We start from the raw sequence: 25,895 nt of genomic DNA, 5'->3' as shown, positions 1-25,895 counted from the left end.
CATCCGCGCGATGGTTAACATGGCACGGTCCGGTTGACTTTGAGTGAGACCGGGCGGCAAGCTTGGGCTTCAGCTTGAGGGCTTGCGCGATGAGCAGTGAGCTTGGCGTCAGGACGGACTATCCGATCCCCGCGTCGCGGCGGTTCCGCGTCTACGCCTTCGACCCCCTGGCCTCGACCTCGCTCGACACCGCCCTGGTCAATGACGCCGTCATCAGCCTGCCCTGGGAAGAGCCCTGGGAGGAGCCGCTCGGCAAGGGCCCCAGCGGCGAGTATCTGGAGGTGGTCGACTACGACCCGTCGAGCGGGCTGTTCTACGAGCCCCTCGATCCGACCGCGGCGATCCTGCTGGCCCAGGACGGCCTGCCGCCCTCCGAGAGCCGCCCCCAGTTCCATCAGCAGATGGTCTACGCCGTGGCCATGAAGACCATCCGCCATTTCGAGCGAGCGCTGGGTCGCAAGGTCTTGTGGTCGCGTCGGCGGGGCGAGCCAAATGACGGCTTCGTGCGCAAGCTGCGCATCCATCCCCACGCCCTGCGCGAGCGCAACGCCTATTACAGCCCCGACAAGAAGGCCCTGCTGTTCGGCTACTTCAAGGCCTCGCAGACTGCCGCGGGCCTGCCGGACGGCTGGGTGTTCACCTGCCTCTCGCACGACATCATCGCCCACGAGACCACCCACGCCATCCTGGATGGCGTGCATCGCCGGTTCATCGAGCCGACCAGCCTGGACACCCTGGCCTTCCACGAGGCCTTCGCCGACATCGTGGCCCTGCTTCAGCACTTCACCATGACCGAGGCGGTGGAACAGCAGCTGGCCCAGGTCCGCGGCCGCCTGCGCAGCCGCAACCTGCTGACCGGCCTGGCCCATCAGTTCGGCGACGCCACCGGCCGCATGGGCGCCTTGCGTGAGGCCATCGACATCGAGGGGACCGGCGACGGAACCGGGGACAAGCCGCCGAAGCGCTACGCTGACTCCGAGGAGCCTCACGAGCGCGGCTCGTTCCTGGTGGCGGCGATCTTCGACGCCTTCGTCACCATGTTCGAACGGCGCACCGCCGACCTGATGCGGCTGGCCCAGACCACGGCGCTGGGCGAGGAGCTGCATCCGGACATGGTCAAGCGGCTGGCCGCCGAGGCGATGAAGGCCGCTGACCACCTGCTGCGCATCTGTGTCCGGGCGCTGGACTATGTACCGCCCATCGACATCCGGTTCGGCGAGTTCCTGCGGGCCATGATCACCGCCGACGCCGACCTGATCCCCGACGACAGGCTGCACTACCGCCTGGCCATCGCCGAGGCGTTCCGCCGGCGGGGCATCTTTCCGAAGGGCTGCCTGTCGATGGCGCCCGACAGCCTGCTATGGGAAACACCGGACGCCTGGGACGCCAGCCTCGCCGGGATCTATTTCGGCGACCTGGTTCCGGACCTCGATCTCCAGACCCTCTACAGCCGCGAAGCGATATGGGACCAGGCCCAGAAGAACCAACTCGCAGTCTGGCGGTGGCTGACCCATACCGACGACATGACGCCGGAATGGGAGCGGATGCTGGGAATCCGCCTCGGCCCCGACGCGCCGATGACCATTGAGCGGTCGCCCAAGACCGGCGCCCCGAAGGTCGAGGTCCATTCCGTGCGCATCGCCCGCCGGGCCGGTCCCGACGGCCAGGACATCCGCCAGTTGGTCGTGGAGATCACCCAGACCCGGCGCGGCTTCTTCGATCCCGAGGCCCAGGCCAGGGCCGATCGCGGCGAGGGCGATCCAAAGGCGCGGGATTTCACCTATCGGGGCGGCGCCACCCTGCTGGTCGACCTGCGCGCCAGCCTGATCCGATATGACGCGGTGATGAAGCTCAGCGAAGGGAAGATCCGCTACGCTGTCCGCAAGCGGATAGACGACGATCGGCGGCTGCAGGCGCAACGCGACTACCTGCGCGGCGGGGCCGATCGCGACCTGGGCTTCGTCTATTTCGGCGAACGGGACGGACAGGAGCCCTTCGCCATGCTGCATCGGGGCTAGCGTCATGGCCAAGACCACCGCCACCGTCCGGATGTACAAGGGCCTGCTGGGCGACTGCTTCCTGATCCGCCTGAAATCGGGCCAGTCGGTGAGCCACATCCTGATCGATTGCGGCATCCTGCAGAACATCCCGGGCGACAAGGCCAAGATGCAGGCGGTGGCCGCTGACATCGTGGCGGAGACGGGCGGGCGGCTGGACCTGCTGGTCGTGACCCACGAACACCACGACCACATCTCGGGCTTCGCCCACGCCAAGGCTGTGTTCCTGGAAGGCGGACTGAAGATCGACAATCTCTGGATGGCCTGGACGGAGAAGGAGGGCGATCCGCAGGCCGACGCCCTGAACCTCAAGTTCAACAAGGCCAAGCAGGCGGTCGCCATGGCGGTCGACCGCGCGAGCGCCCTGGCGGCGGCGGGCGTCCCCGGCGCCGACGATATCGTGGGCGGGCTGGAGGCCTTCATCGGTCCGGTGGACCCGCCAGGGGGCGTGCTGGGGGCGGCCGAGCGGCTGACCGGCAAGGTGGTGATGCGCAAGCTGAAGGAGGTGGCGCGCGGGGGCGGCGGAAAGGTGGAGTTTCTCGAGCCCGGTGACGTGAAGGTCACGCCTGGGGCCGCCAACCTGAAGGCCTATGTCCTGGGCCCGCCGCGCACCGAGAAGCGCCTCTATCACGACCTCCCGTCCCACCACCCCGGCAAGGAGAAGGAGACCTATCTCGATCGCTTCAGCGCCGCCGACCAGCTGCTGAGCGCGGCGGAGGGGGCGTGGGAGGACGGCGAGCCCGAGCGGCCCTTCGCGCCCCGCCATGGCCTGACGCCCGAACGGGTCCAGGCCGGGTCCCGGCCGGGACACGAGATGGAGGAGATCGAACAGGACGTCGACTGGCTGAAGACAACCTACTACGCCGCGCCCAACTGGCGGCGGGTGGACGCCGAATGGCTGGGCATGGCCGGCGCCCTGGCGCTGAAGCTCGATTCCGACACCAACAACACCAGCCTGGTCCTGGCCTTCGAGGCGCCCGGCGGAGAGGTGCTGTTGTTCGCCGCCGACGCCCAGGTGGGCAACTGGCTCTCGTGGCATGACCAGACCTACGGTCCGGCCGCCACCGCCGCCGCCGACCTGCTGTCGCGCACGGTGTTCTACAAGGTCGGCCACCATTGCAGCCACAACGCCACCCTGCGCAAGGACGGCCTGGAGTTGATGGCGAGCCCCGACCTCGTCGCCATGATCCCGGTGGTGGAAAGCATCGCGCGGGAGCAGGGGACCAAGGGCTGGAACATGCCCTTCCCCCCGCTGCTGGAGCGGCTGTTGGTAAAGACCAAGGGCCGGGTGCTGCGCGGCGACCAGCCGACAGACGAGTCGGTCTTCAAGAAGAAACGCGTGCGGACAGGTCCGGGCGACCTCTGGGTGGAATACGACGCCCTGGTCTGAAGCGCCTCAGCCGTCCTTCGCCACCAGCCGCGCCAGGGTCGAGCCCTCGGTGACTTGGTCGCCGACCGAGACGGCGAGCGATTCGACTTCCCCGTCATAGGGGGCGGTCAGCGCGTGCTCCATCTTCATGGCTTCGAGGGTCAACAGGGGTTGGCCGCGGGTGACCTTGTCGCCGACCGCGACGCTGACGGCCACCACCTTGCCCGGCATGGGCGCGCGGACGCCGCCGTCGCCGGCGGCGTGGGCGGCGTCCTTCACCGGCGGGCGGCGGGTGAGAACGAAGGCCTCGCCGGCGTCGAACACCACCACCTCGCCGTCGTCGGTGAGCAAGACATTGTCGGTCAGCTCCTCCACCGAGAGCGAGCCGTCGAGACCTTGGCCGTCCAGATAGAGCCGCACGGTGTCGCGGGGCGCGGCGTTGGCCCGGAAGCCGATCAGCTCATGCCAGGGGGAGGCGGGCTCGTTGGTCAGCCGATCCTCGCCCATGATCACCGCCGTGGCGGCCGCGGCCAGGGCGGCCTCGGAGGGCGCGGGCTGGGCGGCGAGCGCGTCCAGCCGGGCCTCGATGAAGCCCGTGTCGACCTCGCCGGCGATGAAGTCCGGGTGGTCCAGGCAGCGGGCGAGGAAGCCGGCGTTGGTCTTGACTGGCCAGACCTCCACCTCGCTGCAGGCCTGGGCCAGCAGGTCGGACGCCCCCTCGCGGGTGGCGGCATGGGCGATCAGCTTGGCGATCATCGGGTCATAGAAGGGCGAAACCTCGCCGCCCTCCTCGACCCCGGTGTCGACCCGGATCAGGTCGTCGGGCAGGTGGAAGTGCTCCAGGGTCCCGATGGAGGGCAGGAAGCCGCCGGCCGGGTTCTCGGCATAGAGCCGGGCTTCCACGGCGTGGCCGGTGAGCTTGATCTGGTCCTGGGTGAGGGGCAGGGGCTCGCCGCTGGCGACGCGGATCTGCCATTCCACCAGGTCGACCCCGGTGACGGCCTCGGTGACCGGGTGCTCCACCTGTAGGCGGGTGTTCATCTCCATGAACCAGATGCGGTCGGGCTTCAGGCCCTCGCTGGCGTCGGCGATGAACTCCACGGTGCCGGCGCCCACATAGCCGACGGCCTGGGCGGCCTTGACGGCCGCGGAGGTGACGGCGGCGCGGGCCGCGTCGCTCATGCCGGGAGCAGGGGCCTCCTCGATGACCTTCTGGTGGCGGCGCTGCAGGGAGCAGTCGCGCTCATAGAGATGGACGACGGCGCCATGGGCGTCGCCGAATACCTGGACCTCGATGTGACGGGGCCTGGTGACATAGGTCTCCAGCAGCACCCGGTCGTCGCCGAACGAGGCGGAAGCTTCGCGCTTGCACGAGGTCAGGGCGGTGGCGAAGTCCTGGGCCTTCTCGACCTTGCGCATGCCCTTGCCGCCGCCGCCGGCCACCGCCTTGATCAGCACCGGATAGCCGATGCGGTCGGCCTGCGACTTCAGGTGCGCCTCGTCCTGGTTCTCGCCGAGATAGCCCGGGGTGACCGGCACGCCGGCGGCGTCCATCAGCGACTTGGCCGCGTCCTTCAGGCCCATGGCGCGGATCGCCGAGGGCGGCGGGCCGATCCAGATCAGGCCCGCGGCGACCACGGCCTCGGCGAACTCGGCGTTCTCCGACAGGAAGCCGTAGCCGGGGTGGATCGCCTCGGCTCCGGTGGCCTTGGCCGCGGCGATGATCTTCTCGCCCACCAGATAGCTTTCGCGGGCGGCGGCCGGGCCGATCAGCACGGCCTGGTCGGCCTCGCGCGCATGGGGCGCGTCGGCGTCGGGCTCGGAGTAGACCGCCACGGTGGCGATCCCCATATCGCGGGCGGTGCGGAAGATCCGGCGGGCGATCTCGCCCCGGTTGGCGACCAGAATGCTCTTGATCATGGTCACATCCGGAAGACGCCGAACCGGGTTTCCGGAATCGGCGCGTTGAGGGCGGCGGAGATGGAGAGGCCGAGCACGTCGCGGGTCTGGGCGGGGTCGATGATCCCGTCGTCCCACAGGCGGCCGGTGGCGAAGTAGGGGTCGCCTTCGGTCTCGTACTTGTCGCGGACGGGGGCCTTGAACGCCTCCTCCTCGGCGGGGGTCCACTTGCCGGCGTCGCGGTGGACGGTGGCGAGCACGCTGGCGGCCTGCTCCCCGCCCATGACCGAGATGCGGCTGTTGGGCCAGGTCCACAGGAAGCGCGGGGAATAGGCGCGGCCGCACATGCCGTAATTGCCGGCCCCGAAGGAGCCGCCGATCAGGACGGTGAACTTGGGAACTTCCGCGCTGGCGACGGCGGTGACCAGCTTGGCGCCGTCCTTGGCGATGCCCCCGGCCTCGTACTTGCCGCCGACCATGAAGCCCGAGATGTTCTGCAGGAAGACCAACGGGATCTTCCGCTTGCAGGCCAGCTCGATGAAGTGGGCGCCCTTGAGCGCGCTCTCCGAGAACAGCACGCCGTTGTTGGCCAGGATCGCCACCGGCTGGCCCCAGATGCGGGCGAAGCCGGTGACCAGGGTCGTGCCGTAGAGCGCCTTGAACTCGTCGAAGTCCGAGCCGTCGACGATGCGGGCGATCACCTCGCGCACGTCGTAGGGCGCGCGCACGTCTGTGGGGACGATGCCGTACAGCTCCTCGGGGTCGTAGGCCGGCTCGCGGGGCTCGGCGAGGTCGAGGTCCACGACCTTCTTCGAGTTCAGGTTGGCGACGATGGAACGCACGATGGTGAGCGCGTGCTCGTCGTCCTCGGCCACATGGTCGACCACGCCGGAGCGGCGGCCGTGGGTGTCGGCGCCGCCCAGTTCCTCGGCGGAGATGACCTCGCCGGTGGCGGCTTTCACCAGCGGCGGACCGCCCAGGAAGATGGTGCCTTGGCCACGGACGATCACCGTTTCGTCGGACATGGCCGGGACATAGGCGCCGCCGGCGGTGCAAGAGCCCATGACGCAGGCGATCTGGGCGATGCCCGCCGCGCTCATCCGCGCCTGGTTGTAGAAGATGCGGCCGAAGTGGTCCCGGTCAGGGAAGACCTCGGCCTGGTGGGGCAGGTTCGCCCCGCCGCTGTCGACCAGATAGACGCAGGGCAGGTGGTTCTGCAGGGCCACTTCCTGGGCCCGCAGATGCTTCTTCACGGTGATGGGGAAGTAGGCGCCGCCCTTCACCGTGGCGTCATTGGCGACGATCATCACCTCGCGGCCCGAGACCCGTCCGATGCCGGTGATGACGCCCGCGCCGGGCGCCTCGTTGTGATAGAGGCCGTGCGCCGCCAGCGGCGCGACCTCAAGGAACGGCGAACCGGGGTCCAGCAGGCGTTCGACCCGTTCGCGAGGCAGTAGCTTGCCGCGCGAGGCGTGGCGATGGCGCGAGGCTTCCGGTCCGCCCAGGGCCGCGTGGGCCGCGCGCTCGCGGAGCTGCGCCACCAAGGCCCGGTTGTGGGCGTCGTTGGTCTGGAACGCCGCTCCGGTGCGGTCGATGGCGGTGGCGAGTTTGGTCATGCGCCCAGCAGTTCCCGGCCGATGAGGAAGCGGCGGATCTCGTTGGTCCCCGCGCCGATGTCGTAGAGCTTGGCGTCGCGGACCAGGCGTTCGACGGGGAACTCCTTGGTGTAGCCGGCGCCGCCCAGGGCCTGGACGGCCTCCAGGCTGACCTTCACCGCGTTCTCCGAGGCCAGCAGGATGGCGCCGGCCGCGTCGAACCGGGTGGTGAGCCCAGCATCGCAGGCCTTGGCCACGGCGTAGACATAGGTCCGGGCCGAGTTCAACGCGACGTACATGTCGGCGATCTTGCCCTGCATGAGCTGGAACGAGCCGATCGGCTTTCCGAATTGCTTGCGCTCGCGGACATAGGGCAGGACCACGTCGAGGCAGGCCTGCATGATGCCCAGCGGCCCGGCCGCCAGCACGGCGCGCTCGTAGTCCAGACCGCTCATCAGCACGCCCGCGCCGCCGTTCAGCGGGCCCATGACGGCCTCCTCCGGAACCTCGCAGTCCTCGAACACCAGCTCGGCGGTGTCCGACCCGCGCATGCCCATCTTGTCGAGCTTGGGCGAGACGCTGAAGCCCTTCATGCCCTTCTCGATCAGGAAGGCGGTGACGCCGCGGCTGCCCTCGTCGGGGGAGGTCTTGGCGTAGACCACCAGGGTGTCGGCGTGCGGGGCGTTGGTGATCCAGAACTTGGTTCCGTTGAGCACGTAGCGGTCGCCGCGATGCTCGGCGCGAAGCTTCATTGAGATCACGTCGGAGCCGGAGCCGACCTCGCTCATGGCCAGCGCCCCCACATGCTCCCCGCTGATCAGCTTGGGCAGGTAGCGGCGCTTCTGTTCGGGCGACGCCCAGCGGCGGATCTGGTTCACGCAGAGATTGGAGTGGGCGCCATAGGACAGGCCCACCGAGGCCGAGGCGCGGCTGACCTCCTCCATGGCCACCACGTGCTCGAGATAGCCCAGGCCGAGGCCGCCGTACTCCTCCTCCACGGTGATCCCGTGCAGGCCGAGCTCCCCCATCTGCGGCCACAGCTCGCGGGGGAAGGTGTTGGTCGCGTCGATCTGCGCCGCCATGGGGGCGATGCGGTCGGCGGCGAAGCGGGCGGTGGTTTCGCGGATCGCCTCGGCGGTCTCGCCGAGGCCGAACTGGAAGTTGGGGCCGGACATGTTCGATCTGCCTTCTTGAGGGCGGTCTGTACGCAACCTCGCAAAACTAGCGGCTTGTGAACAATCCACAAAATTGAACGATCATGATCGACATGATAGATATCACCTATCATGGATCGCTACCTGCTCCGCTACTTCCTGGCCATTGTCGAAACCGGGAATTTCAGCCGGGCCGCGGCGCGGGAGAACGTGGCCCAGCCGACCCTCTCGGCGGGGATCGCCAAGCTGGAGGGCCAGCTCCAAGCGCGGCTGTTCGACCGAACCAACCGCCGGGTCCACCTCACCGAGGCCGGCAGCCGGTTCCTGGTCCACGCCCGGCGCATCGAGCATGAGTTCAACCTGGCCCAGGCGGCGGTCTCCGGCGCGGCGCGGCCGGAACAGCTGCGGGTCGCGGTTCTGTCGACCATCCCGACAGCGTTGCTGGAACAGACCCTGGCGCGGCGCGGCGGCGGCGAACAGATCGAGTTGTTGGAGGGCTCCGAACGCGAGGTGCTGAGCCTGCTGGACCGCGGCCGGGTGGACGCGGCCTTGACCATCCTGCGGCCGGCCTCCGACCGGTTCGGCGCGGAGCGGCTGTGCGAGGAGGGCTACAGCCTGGCCTTGCCGGCCGGCCATCGCCTGGCCCAGGCCGGCAGCCTGCGCGGCGAGGAGCTGGCCGACGAGGTGATGATGGTCCGTCGCCACTGCGAGGTTCTGGCCGAGACCAGCCGCTATTTCATCGAGCGCAACGTGCGCCCCTTCTTCAGCTATCGGGGCGTCAGCGATGATCGGGTGCTGGGCCTGGTGCGAGCCGGGTTGGGGATCACCGTCATGCCCGACGGCCACCGCGATCCCGGCGTCGCCCGCGTGCGTCTGGAAGGCTTCACGCCGCGTCGTATCCTGGGCCTGGCCTATGCCGAACCGACGGCGCGCTATCGCACCAGCGGCTTCGTCCAGGCCGCGCGGGAAGTGTTCGCCGACTAGGCTTCAGTTCCACCGCGAGCAGAGCACGTCGGCGAGATAGATCCGCCCGCCGACCGTCTCGGCGGCGCTGTTCTTGGCGCTGACATAGCCGGCCGCCTTGCAGAAGGTCTCGGCCTCGCGGGCCACGCAGGCGGCGCTGCCGCCCTGGCGGTCGCAGGCGTCGATGCGGCGTCCGCGCGACTGCGGCGCGGGGAAGAACTCTGCGGCCATGCCCTTCAGGGACCGTCCGTACCCGCCGCCCTGGCCTGGATCGGGAATGGGCTCGGGTAGGGGCACGGCCCCGCCGGAGGCCTGGCGGATGGAGCCGACGCCGCTGAGGCCGAAGTGCTGCAGCACATTGGGGGTGTCGCCGGTGAGCACCTTGCAGCGCCCGCGGAAGAAGCGCTGCTCGCAGACCTCCCACGAACTGCCGCCGCGCACCCGGATGCTGCGTGGCGTCCACGACGCCGGGACGATGGGCATGTCGCGCAGCACGGTCAGGCTGCGGCCCTGATAGCCGGGGTTCTGGAACAGTTGGGCGTTGGGCGCCATCCGATCCTGCGCCAAGGCGGGCGCGGACGCGCCGAGCACGAGTATCGAAGTCAGAAGAATTCGGCGCAGCATCGCAACCTCCCCGGAGCCCAGGCATAAACGCTGGTGCGCCGATGTTGTTCCCGCTTTGGTTGAGGGCGTGAGCGCGTTAGGCCTTCAAGTCGCCGAGTCGGACGGTCATGTAGCGGGCGTCGGGGCCGTAGGCGGCCACCTTGGCGGCGAGGGGCGCCGGCAGGTGGGGCGGGTCGGCATAGCCCATCCTGGCCCAGAAACCGCCGGCGCCCTGCACCGCGATCAAGTCGCCGCGGACCAGGCCCAGCGCCAGGGCGGCGTCGGCGGCCATTCGCACCAGGGCGCGGCCGAGACCCAGGCCGCGGGCGGCTTCGCCGATGGCCAGGTCGTGGATGAACCAGTTGTCGCCGGGCGGCGGCGCGCCCAAGGCCGTGCCGATGGCGGGCGGCGCGGCGGCCGGCCAAGGGTGGCTGAGGATGTAGGCCGTCAGCCCGCCATCGCCGCCGAACGCTCCCCAGCAGCAGGTGGGGGCGACCGTCAGCCGGCTGGCCAGGATCTCCGCGGGCTCGCGATAGAGCGGCAGATAGGCCGCGTTCTGTAGCGCCGCGCAGGCCGGGATGTCGGCCGCGGACAGCGGCCGCAGGTTGGTCTTCACCCCGCCCGCTCCAGCCGCATCAGGCCGATGTCGATGTCCATGTGAACCTGGCGGGTATAGATCATCTTGCCTGTCGCGGGATCGATGGCGAGGCCGGAATAGGAAGTGGCGCTCGGCGCCTCCGCCGCGACGCTGACCGGGCCGCCATCGACCCTTGAGGTCATGATCACCGGGGTGCGGCCCCTGGGCATGTCCAGCCAGAACTGCCGGTCACCCTGGACGATCCAGGCGTTGGTGGGGGAACTCGGGCTGTCGCTCAGCCTTTGGGCGCCGGTCCCGTCGGCGGCCAGCTTCCAGATGCCGGGCGTGTCCTGCTTCATGGCCAGCAGGCCCGACGGGGAGACCCGGACGGCCGTCCAGCCCGGCCCGGTGATGGGCGTGAGGTCTCCGGGCTTGCGGGTGTCCAGACGCCAGAGGCGGCGAACGCCCCCGCGCTTGGCCGCCAGCACCAGGGTCTGGCCGTTGGCTTCCCAGCTCAGCGAGGAGATCTCGTAGTCGCCGCTCAGCAGGATGCGCGGCGGCCCGCCGCCGGCGGCGATCTCGTAGACCCCGTAGCGGCCGTGGCTGGCCGCCACGAAGACCAGGCGGCGGCCGTCGGGCGACCAGCGCAGATCGTCCATGTGGGTGGTCTGGAAGAAGGTCATCTTCTGGGCGGGTTGGCCCGGCGCACGGGTCCAGACCGAACGCCCGGCGCGGGTGTCGGCGACGAAGGCGAGCACGCCGGTGGGCGAGATGTCGCCGGCCCACTGGACGCCGGCCTCCTTGGTGATCAGCTCGCCGCCGACCTCCGCCAGATTGGCGCGGACATCGACCAACTCCATGGCCAGCGTCCCGTCGGCGCCCGTCGAAAGCTTGCGGACCTCGCGCAGGCCCGAGCCCAGCCGGACGGGTTCGCCGCCGTCGCTCGCCACGCTCCAGACCCCGAAATCGCCGCTGCGGTTCGAGGCGAAGAACAGGGACCCGCCGCTGGACGACCAGGTGAGGCCGGCGACCTCGGCCCCGTCGTGGGTGATCCGGCGGGCGGTCCCGCCGCCGATGTCCTGCACATAGATGTCCGATACCCCGATCGTCGCCAGGCGGATGAAGGCCAGGCTGCGGCCGTCGGGCGAGATCACCAGATCGCGGTCGCCTCGCATCCAGGCCGGCGGCGAGGTGACGGCCGTCACGGGCCCGCCCTCGGCGGCCACGGAATAGATCCGCCGCGCCGCGCTGCGCGCGGGGCGGTCGATGAAGTAGAGCCGCGCGCCGTCGGGCGACCAGACGATTTTCGAAATCTCGAAATTGCGGCATGCCGCCAGCCGCCGTTCGGGGCCGTTGGGCAGGGTCTTGATGAAGATCTGGCAGGGCGTGTCCGGGACGACGCGGACGAAGGCCAGACGGTCGCCGGTCGGCGACCAGGCCGGCGAGGTGTCGGCCATCGGCCCTCCCACCAGCAGGGCGGTGGAACCGTCGCGGATGTTGCGTACGAAGATGTCCTGCTCCTCGCCGTCTTGGCCCACGGTATAGGCGACCTGGCCGCCGGACGCCGAGAGGGCGGGTTGGGACTCGTAGGCGGGGGTGTCGGCGACGCTCTCGAAGCCGGCCACCCGCCAGGTTTCGGGCCGGTTCATCAGCCACCAGCCGCCGGTCGCGACCAGCGCCACGACCAGCCCGCCGAGCGCCAGCAGGGGCAGGTGGCCCAGCCGCCGCGCCTTGACCCCCGGCGCCCCCTCCGCCGGCCGCGCGGGCTGGATGTCCGAACTGTCGACCAGGTCGGCGGCGACCAGGCGGTAGCCGACGCGGGGCACCGTCTCGATGATGAACGAGCGCCGGTCGTCGCTCTCGGACAGCTTGCGCAGGCGCCCGATGCAGCGATGCAGGGAGTCGTCGGTGACCGACACGTCGCCCCAGCAATCGCGCAGCAATTCGTCGCGGGACACCACCGCGCCCATGCGGCGGGCGAGCGCCGCCAACACCTGCATCACGCGCGGTTCCAGGATGTCGATCACGTCGCCTCGGCGCACTTCGCGATAGGCCGGGCGCACCCGGAAAGCCCCGAGCTGGAAGTCGTGCTCGTTGGCCAGGTCCAGGCGGCGATGCGGCGCGAAGCTCTTGGCCTCGCCTGTCAGTTGGCTGCCGTCGTCGGCCATCATCGGGCTCCCATCGGGTAAAAATCCGAACTGCGCCCAAGTCTTCCGGGCCCATCACGCAGAGCCTCGATCTGCGCGGCGCATGGTCCGCGGCTTGGTTTCGAGGCGTTGATGTCACTCATCGATCGCACTCCGCAATTCGCGGTTCCGAGGTGGTTCCAGTGAACCGCCGCATTCCCCGTTCCCCGGACGATATCGAACAGTCGCTGCTCACCGCGATCTCCGATCCTATCCGGCATAAGATCATCGTGCACCTCAGCGTCCGGCCGCTCTGCGTCGGCAAGCTGGCCAGCCGGTTCCCGGTCGTTCGCGCCGCGATCTCGCGCCATCTGAGAGTCCTTCTCGATGCGGGCCTGGTCACCTGCCGGCGCACGGGCTCGCTCAACATCTACTCGGTGCGCCCCGAGCCGCTGGAGCGGCTGCGGACCTATTTCGGCCAGATCTCCTACGAGGCGGCTCGCGCGGTCGAAGGCGTCGACGGGGATCGGTGGCTGGACGCCGCCTAGATCCCAAGACCCGCACCTAAGGTCGCGTTGGTTTCATAGGAAACAATACACAATGTAAGAAACGTAACAACTGAGGCAATTTCGCGACAAGTCGAGTTGAAATCACTTCGCCGCTCGGTGGAGTGCTCGCGTATTCGCGCCCAAAGCGGAATCGATACAGTAAGCGTAAAAACAAATTCCAAAACCGACAGGTTGGAGAGACCGCCGCAACGGCGATCAACACTGTCATGTCCTGGGGGATATCCATGATCAATCGTAACAACCGCGGGCGCTTGCTCGCGTCGTCGATCCTGACCGGCGCCATCGGCCTGTTCGGGGCCGGAGCCGCCTTCGCTCAAGAGGCCGACGAGGTTCAGGAGGTCGTCGTCACCGGTTCGCGTATCGTCCGTCAGGACTTCGTGGCCGCCAGCCCGATCACGACGGTGACCGGCGACGCCGCCGTCGCCAACGCCGACATCACCCTCGACACCTATCTGAACACCCTGCCGCAGGTGAGCCCGGCGGGCACGATGACCTCGAACAACCCCGGCAACGCCGGCCAGGCGAACATCGACCTTCGCGGCCTGGGATCCATCCGCAACCTAGTGCTGGTGGACGGCCGCCGCCCGATGTTCTCGGCCAACACCCTGACGGTGGATGTGAACACCATCCCGCAGGCCATGATCGGCAGCATCGAGGTCATCTCGGGCGGCGCGGGCGCGACCTACGGCGCCGACGCCGTGTCGGGCGTTGTCAACCTGAAGCTCAAGGACAATTTCGAAGGCCTGGATGTTCGGGCCAGCTATTCCGACTCCACGGAATATCACGACGCCAAAGAGTACCAGTTCTCGGCCGTGCTCGGCGGCAATTTCTCCGACGGCAAGGGCAACGCGATCTTCGGCTTCGACCGCTCGGTCCGGGAAGGGGTCACCAAGGGCCAGCGTCCGTTCGCCGCCCTCGCCACCTCGACGACCGGCACACCGCCGGCCGGCGCCATCCGCTTCAATTCCGGCAACCCCATTCCGCTCTCGGCGGTCCAGGCCCTGTTCCAGAGCTACGGCGTGACCGGCGCGGTGGGCAACGCTTCGGGTTCGCTGGGCTTCAACCTTGACGGCAGCCTGTACTACGCCGGGGTGGCCAACAATCCGACCCTGCAGGTCCAGAACTTCAAGTATCCGATCGACGTCAATGTCAACACGCGCTTCTACCCGGACTTCTACAGCTACAACTTCGACGCCCCGAACCTGCTGACGCTTCCCATGGACCGTTACTCGTTCATGACCAAGATCAATTACGAGTTCGACAGCGGCGTGGAGGTCTTCGCCCAGGCCGGCTGGACCGAGTACACCGCCAACACGGCCCTGGCGCCCACCCCGATTCCCACGGTCAACACCGCCGCGCCCGGCACGGCGACCAACCAGCAGGTTTCCTCGGCCCTGGTCATGCCGGGCCAGAACGTTGGCAACAGCCTTGTCGTGCCGGTCACCAACCCGTTCATCCCGAACGACCTGAAGGTCCTGCTGGCCGCACGGACCGGCGACGACCCCAAGCTCGTCGGCTCGGGCGCCAACGAGGCCTTCCTGTTCGGCTTCCGGCCGTTGGGCTTCGGCGCGCGGACCTCGCAGTTCCAGAACACCGTCGTTCAGTACATGGGCGGCGTGAAGTTCCCGATCGGCGAGAACTGGAAGGGCGAGGGCTATGTCAGCCAGGGCCGCACGGAGATCGTCCGAACCCAGTTCGGCAACATCGACACCCAGCGTCTGAGCGACATCCTGGCTCATCCCGGCCAGAACCCGGCCGGCTCCGACGGCGCCTGCGCCACCCAGAACTTCTTCGGCGACCGGGGGCTGCAAGGCTCCTGCCGCACCTATCTGGAATCGCCGGTCACCCGCAGCGAGCTCTATGAGCAGACCATCGGTCAGTTCTTCATCAGCGGCGACCTGTTCGAGGCGCCGGCCGGCGTCGTTCCCGTCGTCCTGGGCGTCGAGCACCGGGAGCTGGAGTACAGCCTGCGATTCCTGTCGAACCCGGGTCCGTTCTCGGGCTTTAACGTCGGTGATCCAGAAGCCGGCGCCACGACGTTCAACGACATTTTCGCCGAGGCGCTTGTCCCGCTCGTCAAGGACCTGCCCTATGTGGAAAGCCTCGAACTCGGGCTCGGCGTCCGCTACTCGAAGGCGCAGTTCGAGAACCTGCTCACCGGCGACAAGACCGATACGCGCGGTTCGTGGACCTACAAGGCCGAGCTGAACTGGAAGGCCAACGATTGGGCCCGCATCCGCGCTTCGTATCAACGCGCGGTTCGTGAGCCCAGCTTCGCCGAACTGTTCGTGGGCACCAACGCCGCGCCGCAGATCATCGACCCCTGCTCGCCGTTCACCAACGCCTGGAAGAATTCGGGAACCGGTCCCGGCACGCTGCGCGCGCTCTGCGCGGCCCAGGGTGTTGGCGCTGCCGGCGCTCCCACCGCGCCAGGCTCGCAGGCCAACATCAATGTGTCAGGCAATATGGACCTCGACCCCGAGAGCGCCGACACCCTTACGGTCGGCATCGCGCTTTCCTCGCCGTGGGAGAACCAGTGGGCGAGCCGCCTGCGGGGCTCCATCGACTATTACAACATCAAGATCGCCGACCCGATCATCCTGTTCGACACCAACACGGCGCTGGCGGCCTGCTTCAACTATTTCGGCACGAACCCGGGCTATTCGAACAGCTATCTCTACTGCGCCGGCATCGCGCGGACCGGCGGCAACCTGACCGGCGCCAACGTCAACAACCCGCTCACAGTGGACGGGTCCTGGCCGTTCGAGAACGGTGGGATCATCAAGACCTCCGGCCTCGACTTCCAGATCGACTATGGCTTCGATTGGGAGTGGTTCGGCGCTCCGGACTGGATGGGCTCCATCCAGGCCAACCTGCTGCTGACCCATGTGCTGGAATACAAGCAGTCCGATCGGTCCGACCTGCCCGCCGTCGACTTCACGGGGACCATCTCCTACTTCGGCGCCGGCCTCGGCACGAGCTTCCCGGATTGGAAGGGGATGCTCAACGTCCGCTGGAAGTTCGGCGAGATCGGCGTGTCGGGCTATACGACCGACGCCTTCAGCCTCGGCGCCCGGGTCCGTTACATCGACGCCATGGAGAACCGCCAGTTCCGGCAGTACGAGGGCGAGACCTTCCTCGGCACGGCCGGCGTCCCCTCCAACGTCCCGGCGACCTACTATATCGACCTGGACGCCACCTGGGGCATCACCGACAACGTCGAGCTCAAGCTGGGTCTCAACAACGTGGCCGACCAGCAGCCGCGCCTGTACGCGCCGAACGTTCAGTCCGGCACCGACCCGTCCAGCTATGACGTGATCGGCCGCCGCGCCTTCGGACAGATCAAGCTCCGCTTCTAAGGTCCAAGAGGCCCTACTGCGGGGCGGCGGCCTCCCCTCCGCCGCCCCGTTCTTTTTGACGTCCGACGAGCCATTGGGAGGCACGACCTTGACCGCTCATGCAGAAACGCGCGCCCGGCGGACCCTGCGTCCGATCGAGGCGATCCTGGGCGCTGGGCTGCTCGCCGCGGTCCTCGACATCTCCAATCCGATCATCATCTGGGGCCTGAAGGGGGTTCCGGCCGAGCGCATCCTGCAGTCGGTGGCCAGCGGCCTGCTGGGCAAGGCGGCGTTCGCAGGCGGGGCGGCTACCGCGGTCCTGGGCATGGCGGCCCACACCCTGATCATGCTGGGGGCGGCGACCTTCTACTATCTCGCCAGCCGTAGGCTGCCGGTCATGAACCGCCATCCCTGGATCGCGGGCCCGGCCTTCGGGTTCGGCTTCTACTTCTTCATGAACTACCTAGTGGTGCCGCTGTCTCTAGCCGCCATGAAGCCGCCGCACGGCTGGTTCCCGGTGCTCAACCAGATGTTCTGCCACATGGTGCTGGTGGGTCTCTCCTTCTCGCTGATCATCAGCCAGGCGCGGAAGCCCGGCGACCCCGCCTAGCCGACCAGCGGCGTCGACAAGCTTGACAATTGTGTCGATCGGCAAGATATGTACTCCTCAATAGAGTAAATAAGCTTGACAGTGCAGTTTGTGGTTAGTAATTATTTACCAATACATCGATATCATCAAGTATTATTGATCGACGAACATTGTTGTCGGTGATATGACTCCCGGGCGTTTCTTGGAGGAAACACCCATGACTGCCGCCGTCGCCACGAAGGGGCGCTACGCCCAGATGAGCCTGGTCCAAGGGCTCGACAGTTCCGTCCTCAAGGTCTCCACCCCGGGGGCTTTCGTCGACAAGGACTTCAGCATCGTCAGCAAGTCGATCCTGGAGCTGATCCATAAGCAGACCGGCTGCAACTGCCTGTCCGGCCGCATCAAGGTCGTGATCGAGGACGATTTCGAGGACGTGATCCGCGTCGATCTCGGCCAACGCTTCGGCTGAGCGCGTCCGGCCCCGCCCTCGACCCGCGGAGGGCGGGGCCGGAACCTTCAATAGCAGGCAGGATCGCCATGACCCGCCCCGCCGTCGGACTGCTCTACAATCCGGTGAGCCCGCTGCTGATCGCCCAGGCCCCCGACCTGGTGGAGTATCTGGGCGTGATGCCGGACCGGCTCTGGTACGATTTCGGCCCGAGCGCGCCGGGCCGGCGCTTCCACCGCACCCTGGGCGCCATCGACGAGCTGCGACGTTGCGCCGAGGGCCGGCTGACCGCCGGGCACGGGATCGGGCTGTCCCTGCCCAGCGCCATGCCGCTGGATGAGGCCTTCGTCGACGCGGTGGCCGAACTCGCCGCCGACATCGGGTTTTCCTGGTTCAGCGAGCACCTCAGCGTCTTCATCACCCCCAAGGGCGCGGTGCCCAACGCCCAGGCGGGCCTGGGCCTGCCCATCGCCTATGACGACGAGGTCTACGGGATCGTGGCCGACAAGGCCGCGCGGCTGCGCCAGGCCCTGGGCTGCCCCATCGCGCTCGAGAACGGCGCCTTCTTCACCCCGGTCCCCGACCCCGATATGACCGAGCCTCAGTTCCTCAATCGCCTGCACGCCGAGGGTCGCTGCGAGACCCTGCTGGACCTGCACAACCTCTATGTGAACTGGCGCAACGGCGGCGAGGCGCCCGAGGCCTATATCGCCCAGCTCGACCCGGCCGCGGTGATCGAGATCCACCTGGGCGGCGGCGACGATTTCGCCGGCTTCTATATGGACAGCCATTCCAGCCTGACGCCGGAGCCGGTCTGGGAGACCGCCTTCGCCCATGTGGCGGGCTTCCCCAATCTGCGGGCCATCACCTACGAGTTCCAGGAGACCTATTACGAGGACCTGGCTGACGGCCTGATCCCGGAACTGGAGCGGATGCACGTGCTCGCCGAGACCTGGACGCCGCGCCGGAGGCTGGCCCATGCTGGCTGACTTCCAGCAGGCCCTGGCCGACCTCACCGCCTCGCCGGACCTGTGCATGGCGGTGAAGATCGATCCCTCGCTGCTGATGCGCCGCTACCAGCTCACCGATCGGGAGGCGAGCCGGCTGGAGGGCATCGTGCGCCATCCGGGCATGGCCTGTTCCTGCATGGTCTACCGGGCCAACCGGCTGGCGCCGCTGGCGCTCAATACGCCGCGACTGTGCAAGGCGCTTGGCGCCGACCTGCGGGCCGTAGCCTCCGACTATTGGGCTGACCATCCGCAGTCCAATGTGCATTTTTATGTCGAGGCCGACCGCTTCTGCCGCTTCGTCCGGCGCGAGATCGCGCGCGGCCGGTCGCTCGCGCCGGAGGTCGGTTCCGCCCTGGCGATCGAGAGCGCCCAGGTGACTGCGGCCCTGAGCGAGAGCCATACGGAGGCGGCGTGAACCGGCGCTAGGTCAGGGCGCGCGCCCAGGCCTTCTTCAGTTCGGCGGCGACGCCCGCCTGGGGCTCGTGCAGGTCGTGGCGGCGCAGAGAGCGGGCGCCGACGAACGAACCTCCTCGCCAGGCGACCTGGGCCTCGTGGCCGATGCCGCCCAGGAGGTCGACCATCAGAAAGCGGTCGGGAACGGTCGTCACGGCCTCGCCGAGATCGATGCGGAAGCCCTCGAGGGAGCGGTCGACGATGGTGCAGGAGACCAGTTCGTCGCCGGCCAGCAGGAGGAAGGCCGGCAGGCTGACGCTCTCGCGCGGACTGGCGCGACGATCGCCGGCGCGGGAAATCGACCGTCGTTCCAGTTCGCTGGCGTTATCGAGAACGAAATTCCGCACGCGTCTCTCCAAGTCGACGTAGTTAAGCACGCAGCCCTTACCCAAAGGTGTCAAAGCGTCGCAGCAGCGCCGCCGACGAGCGACCCCGTCGCCGGCGGGAGCCGCGGCCTTAACCCATATTACCGCGAATTATGTTTGCCGGCGGTCGTTGAGGCGACAGAAGAGGCCTGACGGACGGGCGCTGGAACGCCCGTCGCGCTGGAGCTTGCCTGGTGATCGTGTTCGCCGCCGCCGCGTCCTTGCTCGCGGGCGCCCCGGAACTGCCGCGCCTGCCGGAGATCCGGCGCGATCCTCAGGTCAGCTATGTCGACCGGACCGGCGCGGTGCTGGGCGTGCGCGGCGGCCGTTACGGCCCGCCCGTCGACCTCGCCAAGCTGCCGCCCTATGTCCCGGCCGCCTTCATCGCCATCGAGGACCGGCGGTTTTACGAGCACACCGGCTTCGATCCGATCGGCATCGGCCGGGCGATCATTGCGGGAGTGAACGAAGGGCGCGCGACCCAGGGCGCCTCGACCATCACCCAGCAGCTGGCGCGCAACCTGTTCCTGACCTCCGACCGCACGGTCGAGCGCAAGGCCATGGAGCTGCTCTACGCGGTCCAGCTGGAGCGCACCTACTCGAAGCGCCAGATCCTCGCCCTCTATCTGAGCCGGGTCTATTTCGGGTCCGGCGCCTATGGGCTGGAGGCGGCCTCGCAGCGCTATTTCAACAAGCCCGCCGCGCGCCTGACCATCCAGGAGGCGGCGACCCTGGCGGGGGTGCTGAAGTCGCCCACCAACTACAATCCGGCCGAACAGCCGCAACGCTCGGCCCAGCGGGCGGCCCTGGTGCTGAACGCCATGGTCGAGATCGGGGCCATCACCGCGGCCGACCGCGCCAAGGCGAGCGCCCGGCCATTGAAGGTCGCCCCCTCGGCGTCCACCGCCTCGGCCCAGTACTTCATCGACTGGCTGGACGGCCAGCGCCGCCAGCTGGTCGGCCAGCCCAAGCAGGACGTGGTGGTGGAGACCACCCTCGACCTCGGCCTGGAGAGCGTCGCGGCGGCGACCACCAGTTCCGTCCTGGCGCGCCACCAGGCCCAACAGGTGTCGCAGGCCGCCCTTGTCGCGGTGGACGGCCAGGGGCGGGTGCGGGCCATGGTCGGCGGCGTCGACTACGCCAAGGGTCCCTTCAACCGGGCGGCCACCGCCAAGCGGCAGGCCGGCTCGGCGTGGAAGCCGTTCGTCTATCTGGCCGCCCTGGAGGCCGGGCGGGTTCCCGACATGCCGGTGGTGGACGAGCCCCTGACCATCGGGGCCTGGTCGCCGCAGAACTACAGCGAGACCTATTTGGGTCCGATCACCCTGCAGGTGGCGCTGGCCCAGTCGATCAACACCGTGGCGGCGCGGCTGGCCGACGAGGTGGGCCGGCCCAATGTGGCGGCCGCGGCGCACCGGGTGGGCATCGTCTCGACGATCAACACCGATCCGGCCATGGCGCTGGGCACCACCCTGGTCTCGCCGCTGGAGATGGCCCAGGCCTATGCGACCTTCTCGAACGGCGGCAATCGCGTCTCGGCCTACGGCATCGAGCGGATCCGCACCACCGGCGGGACCGTGCTCTACCAGCGCAAGGCCGCGCCGCCGCAGCCCGTGGTGGCCAATCCGCCGCTGAGCGACCTGAACCTGATGCTGCGCGCCGTGATCACCTCGGGCACCGGAAATCGCGCGGCGATCCCTGGCTACGACCTGGCCGGCAAGACCGGCACCACCTCCGACTACAAGGACGCCTGGTTCGCCGGCTATACGGGCGGTTTCACCACCGTGGTCTGGATGGGCCGCGACGACGGGGCGCCCATGGGCCGGGTCGCCGGCGGCGGGCCGCCGGCCGAGCTGTGGCGCGGCTTCATGAGCGTGGCGCTGAAGCGGGTCCCGAAACAGGCGATCCCGGCCGGCCCACCGCCGGCCGCGCCGCTTCTCCCGCCGCCGGTCGCCGATCCGCTCGACGCCTCGGTCCCGTCCCCTGTCCCGACCGAGGTCGCGCCCCAGCCCGAGCGGGACCCGCCCTTCGGCGACCGCTGAACGCGCGGCCTATTGCCGGGTCATCTCCGCCCGCACCTGGGCCTTCACCTCGCCCTTGGGCATGTCCTGCGGGATTTCGAACACCACCTTGGCGATCTGGCCGGGATAGGTGAAGGGCGCGACGTAGTCGTCGGTGACCGGCGAGAGGCTGCGGCCCAGGTCCATCCCGATGGTGGAGATCATGTAGAGCAGGCGTCGGACCTTGCCCGTCGCCTCCACCTTCCCGTCGACGCTGAGCACGATGTCGCCGCCGCCCTCGGCGGTGCGGGTCACGGTGAGCGCGATCTCATGCGGACCGGGCGTCAGGGGCGTTTCGGCGGCGACCCGGCTGTGGTGGTGGAAGTCGTTGTAGTCGAACACCAGCCGCCCGTTCTTGACGATGAGGGCGAAGCCGCTGTTGAGGGTGCCTCGCGCGATCAGGGCGCCGTCGCCATGGCCTTTCGGGTGGTCGATGGTGACGCGGGTGGTCCAGCCTCGGGCGACCGGCGGGCAGGCCTCGCTGACCAGGTGCGAGACCGGCGGATAGTAGACGAAGCGGCGGCGCGAGGACGGCAGGCCCGGCCGCATGGAGGCGCGGAACAGGGCCATGGCGCTGCGGTCGTCCAGAGGCAGGACGCCGTGGGTGTCGGCCTCCGCCCACCAGAGGTCGACCAACTCCTTGAGCTTCTCCGGGTGGCTTGAGGCCAGGTCCTCATGCTCCGAGAAATCCTCGGCCAGGTGGTAGAGCTCCCAGCGGTCGTCGTCGAACGGCTTGCCCTGGTCGTGGTGGGTGACCGCCTTCCAGCCGTCCTTCCAAATGCCGCGATGGCCCAGCATCTCGAAATACTGCGGCCCACGATCGAGGCTTGCGCCCGCATCGGCGAAGGTCGGCGCCAGGCTGATCCCGTGGACCGGCATCTGCGGCACGCCGGCCACCACGTTCGGGGTCTCGAGGCCCAGGGCGTCCAGGATGGTCGGGGCGATGTCGATGACGTGGCAGAACTGGTCGCGGGTCTCGCCGCCGGCCTTCACGCGGTTGGGCCAGTGCATGATCAGCGGGTCGCGCACGCCGCCGCCGTGGGTGTTCTGCTTGTACCACTTCAGCGGCGTGTTGCCGGCCTGGGCCCAGCCCCAGGGGATGTTGCAGTGGCTGTTGGGGCCGCCGATGTCGTCCAGGCGTAGGACCGCCTCGTCGACGCTCTCGCGGATGCCGTTGAACCACTTCATCTCGTCGAGCACGCCGGTGGCGCCGCCCTCCTGGCTGGCGCCGTTGTCGGACATGACGATGAAGAGCGTGTTGTCGAACTGGTCGATGGACTTCAGGAAGGCGACCAGCCGGCCGATCTGGTCGTCGGTGTGCTCCAGCATGGCGGCGAAGGCCTCCTGCAGGCGGGCGGCGAAACGCTGCTCATTGGCCGAAAGCTCCGCCCACGGACGGACGCCGGGATTGTGCGGGGCGAGCTTGGTGTCCGGCGGGATGATTCCCAGTTCCTTCTGGCGGGCGAACCATTCCTCGCGGGCCACGTCCCAGCCGGCGTCGAACTTGCCGCGCCACTTGTCGAGATAGGCCTGCGGCGCCTGATGGGGCGAGTGCATGGCCCCGAAGGCCAGGTACAGGAAGAACGGCTTCTCAGGGACCAGGGAGACCTGGTCGCGGATCATGCCCGCCGAGCGGTCCACGATATCCTCGGAGACGTGGTAGCCGTCTTCCGGACCGCCGGGGGCGTCGATGAAGTGGTTGTCGTGGGTCAGTTCGGGGAAGAACTGGTCGGTCTCCCCCTGCAGGAAGCCGTAGTAGCGGTCGAAGCCCTTCTGCAGCGGCCAGTTGGCGTAGGGGCCGGCGGCCGAGCACTCGGCCATGGGCGCCAGGTGCCACTTGCCGGTGGCGTAGGTCCCATAGCCGTTGTCGCGCAGGATCTCGGCCAGGGTCGCGGCCGAGCGCGGGAGGGCGCCGCGCATGTTCGGATAGCCGGTGTCGAAGTTGGAGATCGCCCGCATGCCGACCGCATGGTGATTGCGCCCGGTGAGCAGGCAGGCCCGGGTCGGCGAGCAGAGCGCGGTGGTGTGGAAGCCGGTGAAACGCAGGCCGCCGGCGGCGAGGGCGTCGATGTTCGGCGTGGCCAGGGTCGAGCCGTAGCAGCCGAAGTGCGAGAAGCCGGTATCGTCCAGCACGACCAGCACCACATTGGGCGAGCCCGGCTTGATCTTGGACGCTGGCCACCAGGGCTGGGACTCCGGAATGGTGCGTCCGATGACGCCCTGGAAGTCTTCTCCAGCGGGGGTCTTCTTGGTCATGGCTTCAGGTCTCCGGGGGTCGGATCGGGCGCCAGCAGGCCGGCGGCGCCGTAGGCGGCGAGCTGTTCGATGAGGGCGGCCATGGCCGCGGGGGTCTGTCGGGCCTTCGGCGTGTCGCGGGCCCAGCGAGCCATGGCGAAGACGACGCTGTCGATCAGCCACCTCAGGCGCTGGTCCACGAAGGATGCGGCGATATGCGGCACGACCTGGGCCAGCCGTCGCTTGGTCCGGCGAATGCCGCTCAGCAGGGCGTCGTCGACCCCCTGCTCGCCCAACAGCCGGGGATGGAAAGTCACCTGGGCCAGGATACTGAGATAGTCCGCGCCCCAGGGCGCTTCGACCACCGCCAGGCCCAGCGGGGCGATGGTGGCCCGAACGATATCCAGTGGCGCGGCCTCCTGCGGCAGGGCGTCGATCAGGGCTTCGCGCCGGGCGTTGATGGGCGCCAGGCGGCGGTTCATGACCGCGGCCAGCACCCCGGCGCGTGAGCCGAAATGGTAGTGCACCGCAGAGCGGTTCTTCTGGCCGGACTCCGCGACGATATGGGTGAGCGCCACCTGCTCGACCCCGCGCTCGGCGAACAGCCGCTCGGCGACCGACAGCAGTTGGTCGACCGTGCCCTCGGCGACATCCTCGACCCGTGCGTTTCCCATGGCGGGCATTCTGCCGCTCCCGATTTAATACGACGTATTACTCGAGGCGAGGCGCGAGTCAATCCGGGCTTGAACGGCCGGGTCTAGGCGCGGTCGCGCTTGGGTGTGGTGAGCGAGAACGGCACGATCGAGCGCTCCGACCGCGAGACGGTGAAGCCGCGGTCCACCGGCGGGAAGGCGCGCTGCTGGCAGTCGTCGCGCTCGCAGATGCGGCAGCTCACCCCGATGCGCTCGGGCGGACCCTGCAGGTCGACCCCGTCGGAATAGACCAAGGCGTCGGCGTACTGCACCTCGCAGCCCAGGCCCAGCGCATAGCGGCGGTCGGGGGTCCCGTGGGCGCCGGAGCGCTTGAGGATCCCCCAGGCCAGGCAGAGATAGCGGGCGCCGTCCGGCATCTCGGCCACCTGGGTCAGGATGCGTCCGTCGCGGCCGAAGGCCTCGTGCACGTTCCACAGGGGGCAGGCGCCGCTGAAGCGGGCGAACTGGAAGCGGGTGGCGCTGTGGCGCTTGGTGATGTTCCCGGCCGGATCGACACGCACGAAATAGAACGGCACGCCGCGCGCGCCCGGCCTCTGCAGGGTGCTCAGCCGATGGCAGGTCTGCTCGAAGCTGGTCTGGAAGCGCAGCGACAGCAGGTCGATGTCGTGGCGCAGATCCTGGGCCGCGTGGCGGAAGGTCTCGTAGGGCAGCAGCAGGGCGCCGGCGGCGTAGTTGGTCAGGCTGATGCGGCAGATCTCCACCGCCGAGGGGCTGCGCAGTTCCGAGACCGCGAGCTCAGCCTCGATCAACTCGCCCAGCTCCACGGCCACGATGTGGCAGGCCATCTGGAACGAGCGGGTCTCCGCCGGTTGAGCGGCGTTGAGCATCAGCTCGCGGGTCGCCGCGTCGAAGCGGCGCATCAGGTCGCCGGCGGCGCTGCGGCGGACCCGGACCTTCAGGCGGTCGCGGAGATAGGTCTCCAGCGCGGTCTCGAGCGGCAGGTCGGGGCTGAAGCCGCAGCGGTCGTGCAGGGCCTCGGCCGCAAGGTCCAGGGCGTGGATGTAGTTGTTCTTGTAGTGGAAGAAGTCGCGGACCTCCTCGTAGGGCAGCAGGGCGCTCGCGGCGACCGTCTCGTCCAGGGCGATGGCCTCGTCGGTGGCGCTGAGGCGTTCGCCCGCCCGGCGGTGGGCGCGATGCAGGTCGAGATAGTGGCGCGCGAAGTTGGGGGCGTTGGTCACCACATGCTTCAGCTCGGCCAGGGAGGGCGCGGGCGCCTCGTCGGTCCATTCCGCGGTGGCCTCGCGCAGGTCGGCGATCAGCCGCTGGTCGTCGTCGGCGTCGAGGGACTGAGCGTCCACATCGAACACCCGCATCATGGCGATCAGCACCCGGGCGGTGACCGGACGCTGGTTGGCCTCGATCTGGGAGAGGTAGCTGATCGAGACGCCAAGCCTTGTGGCGCAAGGCTCAAGCTTCCATCCCCGGGCCTCGCGCAGGCGGCGGACCTTGGGGCCGACGAAGAGTTTCTGTTGCATTTGCAAGTTCGCAGAATGTGTTTTTGTGAAGTACGGATTTCACAATAGCGCCTCTATTCACGTGACGTCACCTCCGCAGGCGCCTATCGCGGCGATGCGCTCCATTTTCGGGACGCTTCAACCCGGGTCATCGCCGTGAACAAACCCGTTGGCAGCCTGGCGCCGGCCGGCTCCAAGCAGATCCTCGAGGAACTTGAGCGTCGTCGTTCGGAGGCGCGTTTGGGGGGCGGCGAGCGCCGGATTGCGTCGCAGCACGCGAAGGGCAAGCTGACGGCGCGCGAGCGTCTGGAGCTGTTG

At 68.6% G+C, this 25,895-nt stretch carries 21 protein-coding genes; 11 read left to right on the top strand and 10 right to left on the bottom strand.

The annotated features are described in order from the left end of the window. The first annotated feature begins 89 nt into the window (after positions 1-89). Both V6M51_RS05595 and V6M51_RS05590 read left to right on the top strand, forming a co-directional pair. The gene (locus V6M51_RS05595) at positions 90-2,018 is read left to right on the top strand and encodes a hypothetical protein (protein ID WP_332765377.1); all 1,929 of its coding nucleotides are present in this window, start codon (positions 90-92) and stop codon (positions 2,016-2,018) included. Positions 2,019-2,022: 4 nt separating this feature from the next. Next, on the top strand, positions 2,023-3,447 hold the full coding sequence (locus tag V6M51_RS05590; protein WP_332765376.1) for an MBL fold metallo-hydrolase: 1,425 nt from the start codon (positions 2,023-2,025) through the stop codon (positions 3,445-3,447). Between the two features lie 6 nt (positions 3,448-3,453). Here V6M51_RS05590 and V6M51_RS05585 read toward each other — a convergent pair whose 3' ends face one another. The 3 genes from V6M51_RS05585 to V6M51_RS05575 are packed head-to-tail and all read right to left on the bottom strand — an operon-like array spanning position 3,454 to position 8,095. Next, positions 3,454-5,346, bottom strand: a complete 1,893-nt coding sequence (locus tag V6M51_RS05585; protein ID WP_332765374.1) for an acetyl/propionyl/methylcrotonyl-CoA carboxylase subunit alpha — start codon at positions 5,344-5,346, stop codon at positions 3,454-3,456. 2 nt (positions 5,347-5,348) lie between these two features. Continuing rightward, a complete protein-coding gene (locus V6M51_RS05580; RefSeq protein ID WP_332765373.1) occupies positions 5,349-6,941 on the bottom strand; it encodes a carboxyl transferase domain-containing protein in 1,593 nt (530 codons plus the stop codon). Further along, positions 6,938-8,095, bottom strand: coding sequence for an isovaleryl-CoA dehydrogenase (locus V6M51_RS05575; RefSeq protein ID WP_332765372.1), 1,158 nt, complete (start codon positions 8,093-8,095; stop codon positions 6,938-6,940). The genes V6M51_RS05580 and V6M51_RS05575 overlap by 4 nt, the downstream gene beginning before the upstream one ends. A gap of 111 nt (positions 8,096-8,206) precedes the next feature. Between V6M51_RS05575 and V6M51_RS05570 the strand changes: the two genes are divergently transcribed. Continuing rightward, positions 8,207-9,058: a LysR family transcriptional regulator gene (locus V6M51_RS05570; protein WP_332765371.1), complete on the top strand. Its 852-nt coding sequence runs from the start codon at positions 8,207-8,209 to the stop codon at positions 9,056-9,058. Between the two features lie 3 nt (positions 9,059-9,061). On the opposite strand, the gene V6M51_RS05565 is transcribed toward V6M51_RS05570, so the two are convergent. The 3 genes from V6M51_RS05565 to V6M51_RS05555 all read right to left on the bottom strand — a co-directional run bounded on the left by V6M51_RS05565 (position 9,062) and on the right by V6M51_RS05555 (position 12,385). After that, positions 9,062-9,661 carry a beta/gamma crystallin-related protein gene (locus V6M51_RS05565; RefSeq protein ID WP_332765370.1) on the bottom strand — a complete coding sequence of 200 codons (600 nt, stop codon included), beginning with the start codon at positions 9,659-9,661 and terminating at the stop codon, positions 9,062-9,064. Positions 9,662-9,737: 76 nt separating this feature from the next. After that, positions 9,738-10,256 carry a GNAT family N-acetyltransferase gene (locus tag V6M51_RS05560; protein ID WP_332765369.1) on the bottom strand — a complete coding sequence of 173 codons (519 nt, stop codon included), beginning with the start codon at positions 10,254-10,256 and terminating at the stop codon, positions 9,738-9,740. Next, positions 10,253-12,385, bottom strand: coding sequence for a winged helix-turn-helix domain-containing protein (locus V6M51_RS05555; RefSeq protein ID WP_332765367.1), 2,133 nt, complete (start codon positions 12,383-12,385; stop codon positions 10,253-10,255). The genes V6M51_RS05560 and V6M51_RS05555 overlap by 4 nt, the downstream gene beginning before the upstream one ends. Positions 12,386-12,546: 161 nt before the next feature. Here V6M51_RS05555 and V6M51_RS05550 point away from each other — a divergent pair, with 161 nt between their 5' ends. From V6M51_RS05550 to V6M51_RS05525, 6 genes are all read left to right on the top strand, one after another. Beyond that, the gene (locus V6M51_RS05550) at positions 12,547-12,891 is read left to right on the top strand and encodes an ArsR/SmtB family transcription factor (protein ID WP_332765365.1); all 345 of its coding nucleotides are present in this window, start codon (positions 12,547-12,549) and stop codon (positions 12,889-12,891) included. A gap of 245 nt (positions 12,892-13,136) precedes the next feature. Then, complete coding sequence (locus V6M51_RS05545) at positions 13,137-16,271, top strand: TonB-dependent receptor domain-containing protein (protein WP_332765363.1); 3,135 nt, start codon at positions 13,137-13,139, stop codon at positions 16,269-16,271. 88 nt (positions 16,272-16,359) lie between these two features. Next, entirely contained in the window at positions 16,360-16,860 is a 501-nt protein-coding gene (locus V6M51_RS05540) for a hypothetical protein (RefSeq protein ID WP_332765362.1), read from the top strand. 196 nt (positions 16,861-17,056) lie between these two features. After that, entirely contained in the window at positions 17,057-17,308 is a 252-nt protein-coding gene (locus V6M51_RS05535) for a hypothetical protein (RefSeq protein ID WP_332765360.1), read from the top strand. Between the two features lie 68 nt (positions 17,309-17,376). Next, complete coding sequence (locus tag V6M51_RS05530; RefSeq protein WP_332765358.1) at positions 17,377-18,276, top strand: DUF692 domain-containing protein; 900 nt, start codon at positions 17,377-17,379, stop codon at positions 18,274-18,276. Further along, positions 18,266-18,712, top strand: coding sequence for a hypothetical protein (locus V6M51_RS05525; RefSeq protein WP_332765356.1), 447 nt, complete (start codon positions 18,266-18,268; stop codon positions 18,710-18,712). The genes V6M51_RS05530 and V6M51_RS05525 overlap by 11 nt, the downstream gene beginning before the upstream one ends. Positions 18,713-18,719: 7 nt before the next feature. Here the strand turns inward: V6M51_RS05525 and V6M51_RS05520 are convergent, their stop codons facing one another. Continuing rightward, on the bottom strand, positions 18,720-19,097 hold the full coding sequence (locus V6M51_RS05520) for a hypothetical protein (RefSeq protein WP_332765354.1): 378 nt from the start codon (positions 19,095-19,097) through the stop codon (positions 18,720-18,722). Between the two features lie 212 nt (positions 19,098-19,309). Here V6M51_RS05520 and V6M51_RS05515 point away from each other — a divergent pair, with 212 nt between their 5' ends. Then, positions 19,310-21,157, top strand: a complete 1,848-nt coding sequence (locus V6M51_RS05515) for a transglycosylase domain-containing protein (RefSeq protein WP_332765352.1) — start codon at positions 19,310-19,312, stop codon at positions 21,155-21,157. A gap of 9 nt (positions 21,158-21,166) precedes the next feature. Here the strand turns inward: V6M51_RS05515 and V6M51_RS05510 are convergent, their stop codons facing one another. The 3 genes from V6M51_RS05510 to V6M51_RS05500 form a co-directional block, all read right to left on the bottom strand. Next, positions 21,167-23,431: an arylsulfatase gene (locus V6M51_RS05510; RefSeq protein WP_332765350.1), complete on the bottom strand. Its 2,265-nt coding sequence runs from the start codon at positions 23,429-23,431 to the stop codon at positions 21,167-21,169. After that, on the bottom strand, positions 23,428-24,093 hold the full coding sequence (locus V6M51_RS05505) for a TetR/AcrR family transcriptional regulator (protein WP_332765348.1): 666 nt from the start codon (positions 24,091-24,093) through the stop codon (positions 23,428-23,430). The genes V6M51_RS05510 and V6M51_RS05505 overlap by 4 nt, the downstream gene beginning before the upstream one ends. A 74-nt stretch (positions 24,094-24,167) precedes the next feature. After that, positions 24,168-25,598, bottom strand: coding sequence for a helix-turn-helix domain-containing protein (locus V6M51_RS05500; protein ID WP_332765346.1), 1,431 nt, complete (start codon positions 25,596-25,598; stop codon positions 24,168-24,170). 156 nt (positions 25,599-25,754) lie between these two features. On the opposite strand from V6M51_RS05500, the gene V6M51_RS05495 reads away from it, so the two are divergent. Continuing rightward, positions 25,755-25,895, top strand: a 141-nt coding sequence (locus tag V6M51_RS05495; RefSeq protein WP_332765876.1) for a hypothetical protein, incomplete at its 3' end; no start/stop codon positions are given.

Origin of the sequence: Phenylobacterium sp., from assembly GCF_036677185.1 — a bacterium.
Taxonomy (GTDB): domain Bacteria; phylum Pseudomonadota; class Alphaproteobacteria; order Caulobacterales; family Caulobacteraceae; genus Phenylobacterium.
Note: the sequence above shows the minus strand (reverse complement) of the source record. Positions and strands in the feature narration are given on the sequence as shown.

Coding starts and splice junctions, on each gene's coding strand:
- V6M51_RS05595 (WP_332765377.1), top strand. CDS start 90: ATGAGCAGTGAGCTTGGCGTCAGGACGGACTATCCGATCCCCGCGTCG.
- V6M51_RS05590 (WP_332765376.1), top strand. CDS start 2,023: ATGGCCAAGACCACCGCCACCGTCCGGATGTACAAGGGCCTGCTGGGC.
- V6M51_RS05585 (WP_332765374.1), bottom strand. CDS start 5,346: ATGATCAAGAGCATTCTGGTCGCCAACCGGGGCGAGATCGCCCGCCGG.
- V6M51_RS05580 (WP_332765373.1), bottom strand. CDS start 6,941: ATGACCAAACTCGCCACCGCCATCGACCGCACCGGAGCGGCGTTCCAG.
- V6M51_RS05575 (WP_332765372.1), bottom strand. CDS start 8,095: ATGTCCGGCCCCAACTTCCAGTTCGGCCTCGGCGAGACCGCCGAGGCG.
- V6M51_RS05570 (WP_332765371.1), top strand. CDS start 8,207: ATGGATCGCTACCTGCTCCGCTACTTCCTGGCCATTGTCGAAACCGGG.
- V6M51_RS05565 (WP_332765370.1), bottom strand. CDS start 9,661: ATGCTGCGCCGAATTCTTCTGACTTCGATACTCGTGCTCGGCGCGTCC.
- V6M51_RS05555 (WP_332765367.1), bottom strand. CDS start 12,385: ATGGCCGACGACGGCAGCCAACTGACAGGCGAGGCCAAGAGCTTCGCG.
- V6M51_RS05545 (WP_332765363.1), top strand. CDS start 13,137: ATGATCAATCGTAACAACCGCGGGCGCTTGCTCGCGTCGTCGATCCTG.
- V6M51_RS05535 (WP_332765360.1), top strand. CDS start 17,057: ATGACTGCCGCCGTCGCCACGAAGGGGCGCTACGCCCAGATGAGCCTG.
- V6M51_RS05530 (WP_332765358.1), top strand. CDS start 17,377: ATGACCCGCCCCGCCGTCGGACTGCTCTACAATCCGGTGAGCCCGCTG.
- V6M51_RS05525 (WP_332765356.1), top strand. CDS start 18,266: ATGCTGGCTGACTTCCAGCAGGCCCTGGCCGACCTCACCGCCTCGCCG.
- V6M51_RS05510 (WP_332765350.1), bottom strand. CDS start 23,431: ATGACCAAGAAGACCCCCGCTGGAGAAGACTTCCAGGGCGTCATCGGA.
- V6M51_RS05505 (WP_332765348.1), bottom strand. CDS start 24,093: ATGCCCGCCATGGGAAACGCACGGGTCGAGGATGTCGCCGAGGGCACG.
- V6M51_RS05500 (WP_332765346.1), bottom strand. CDS start 25,598: ATGCAACAGAAACTCTTCGTCGGCCCCAAGGTCCGCCGCCTGCGCGAG.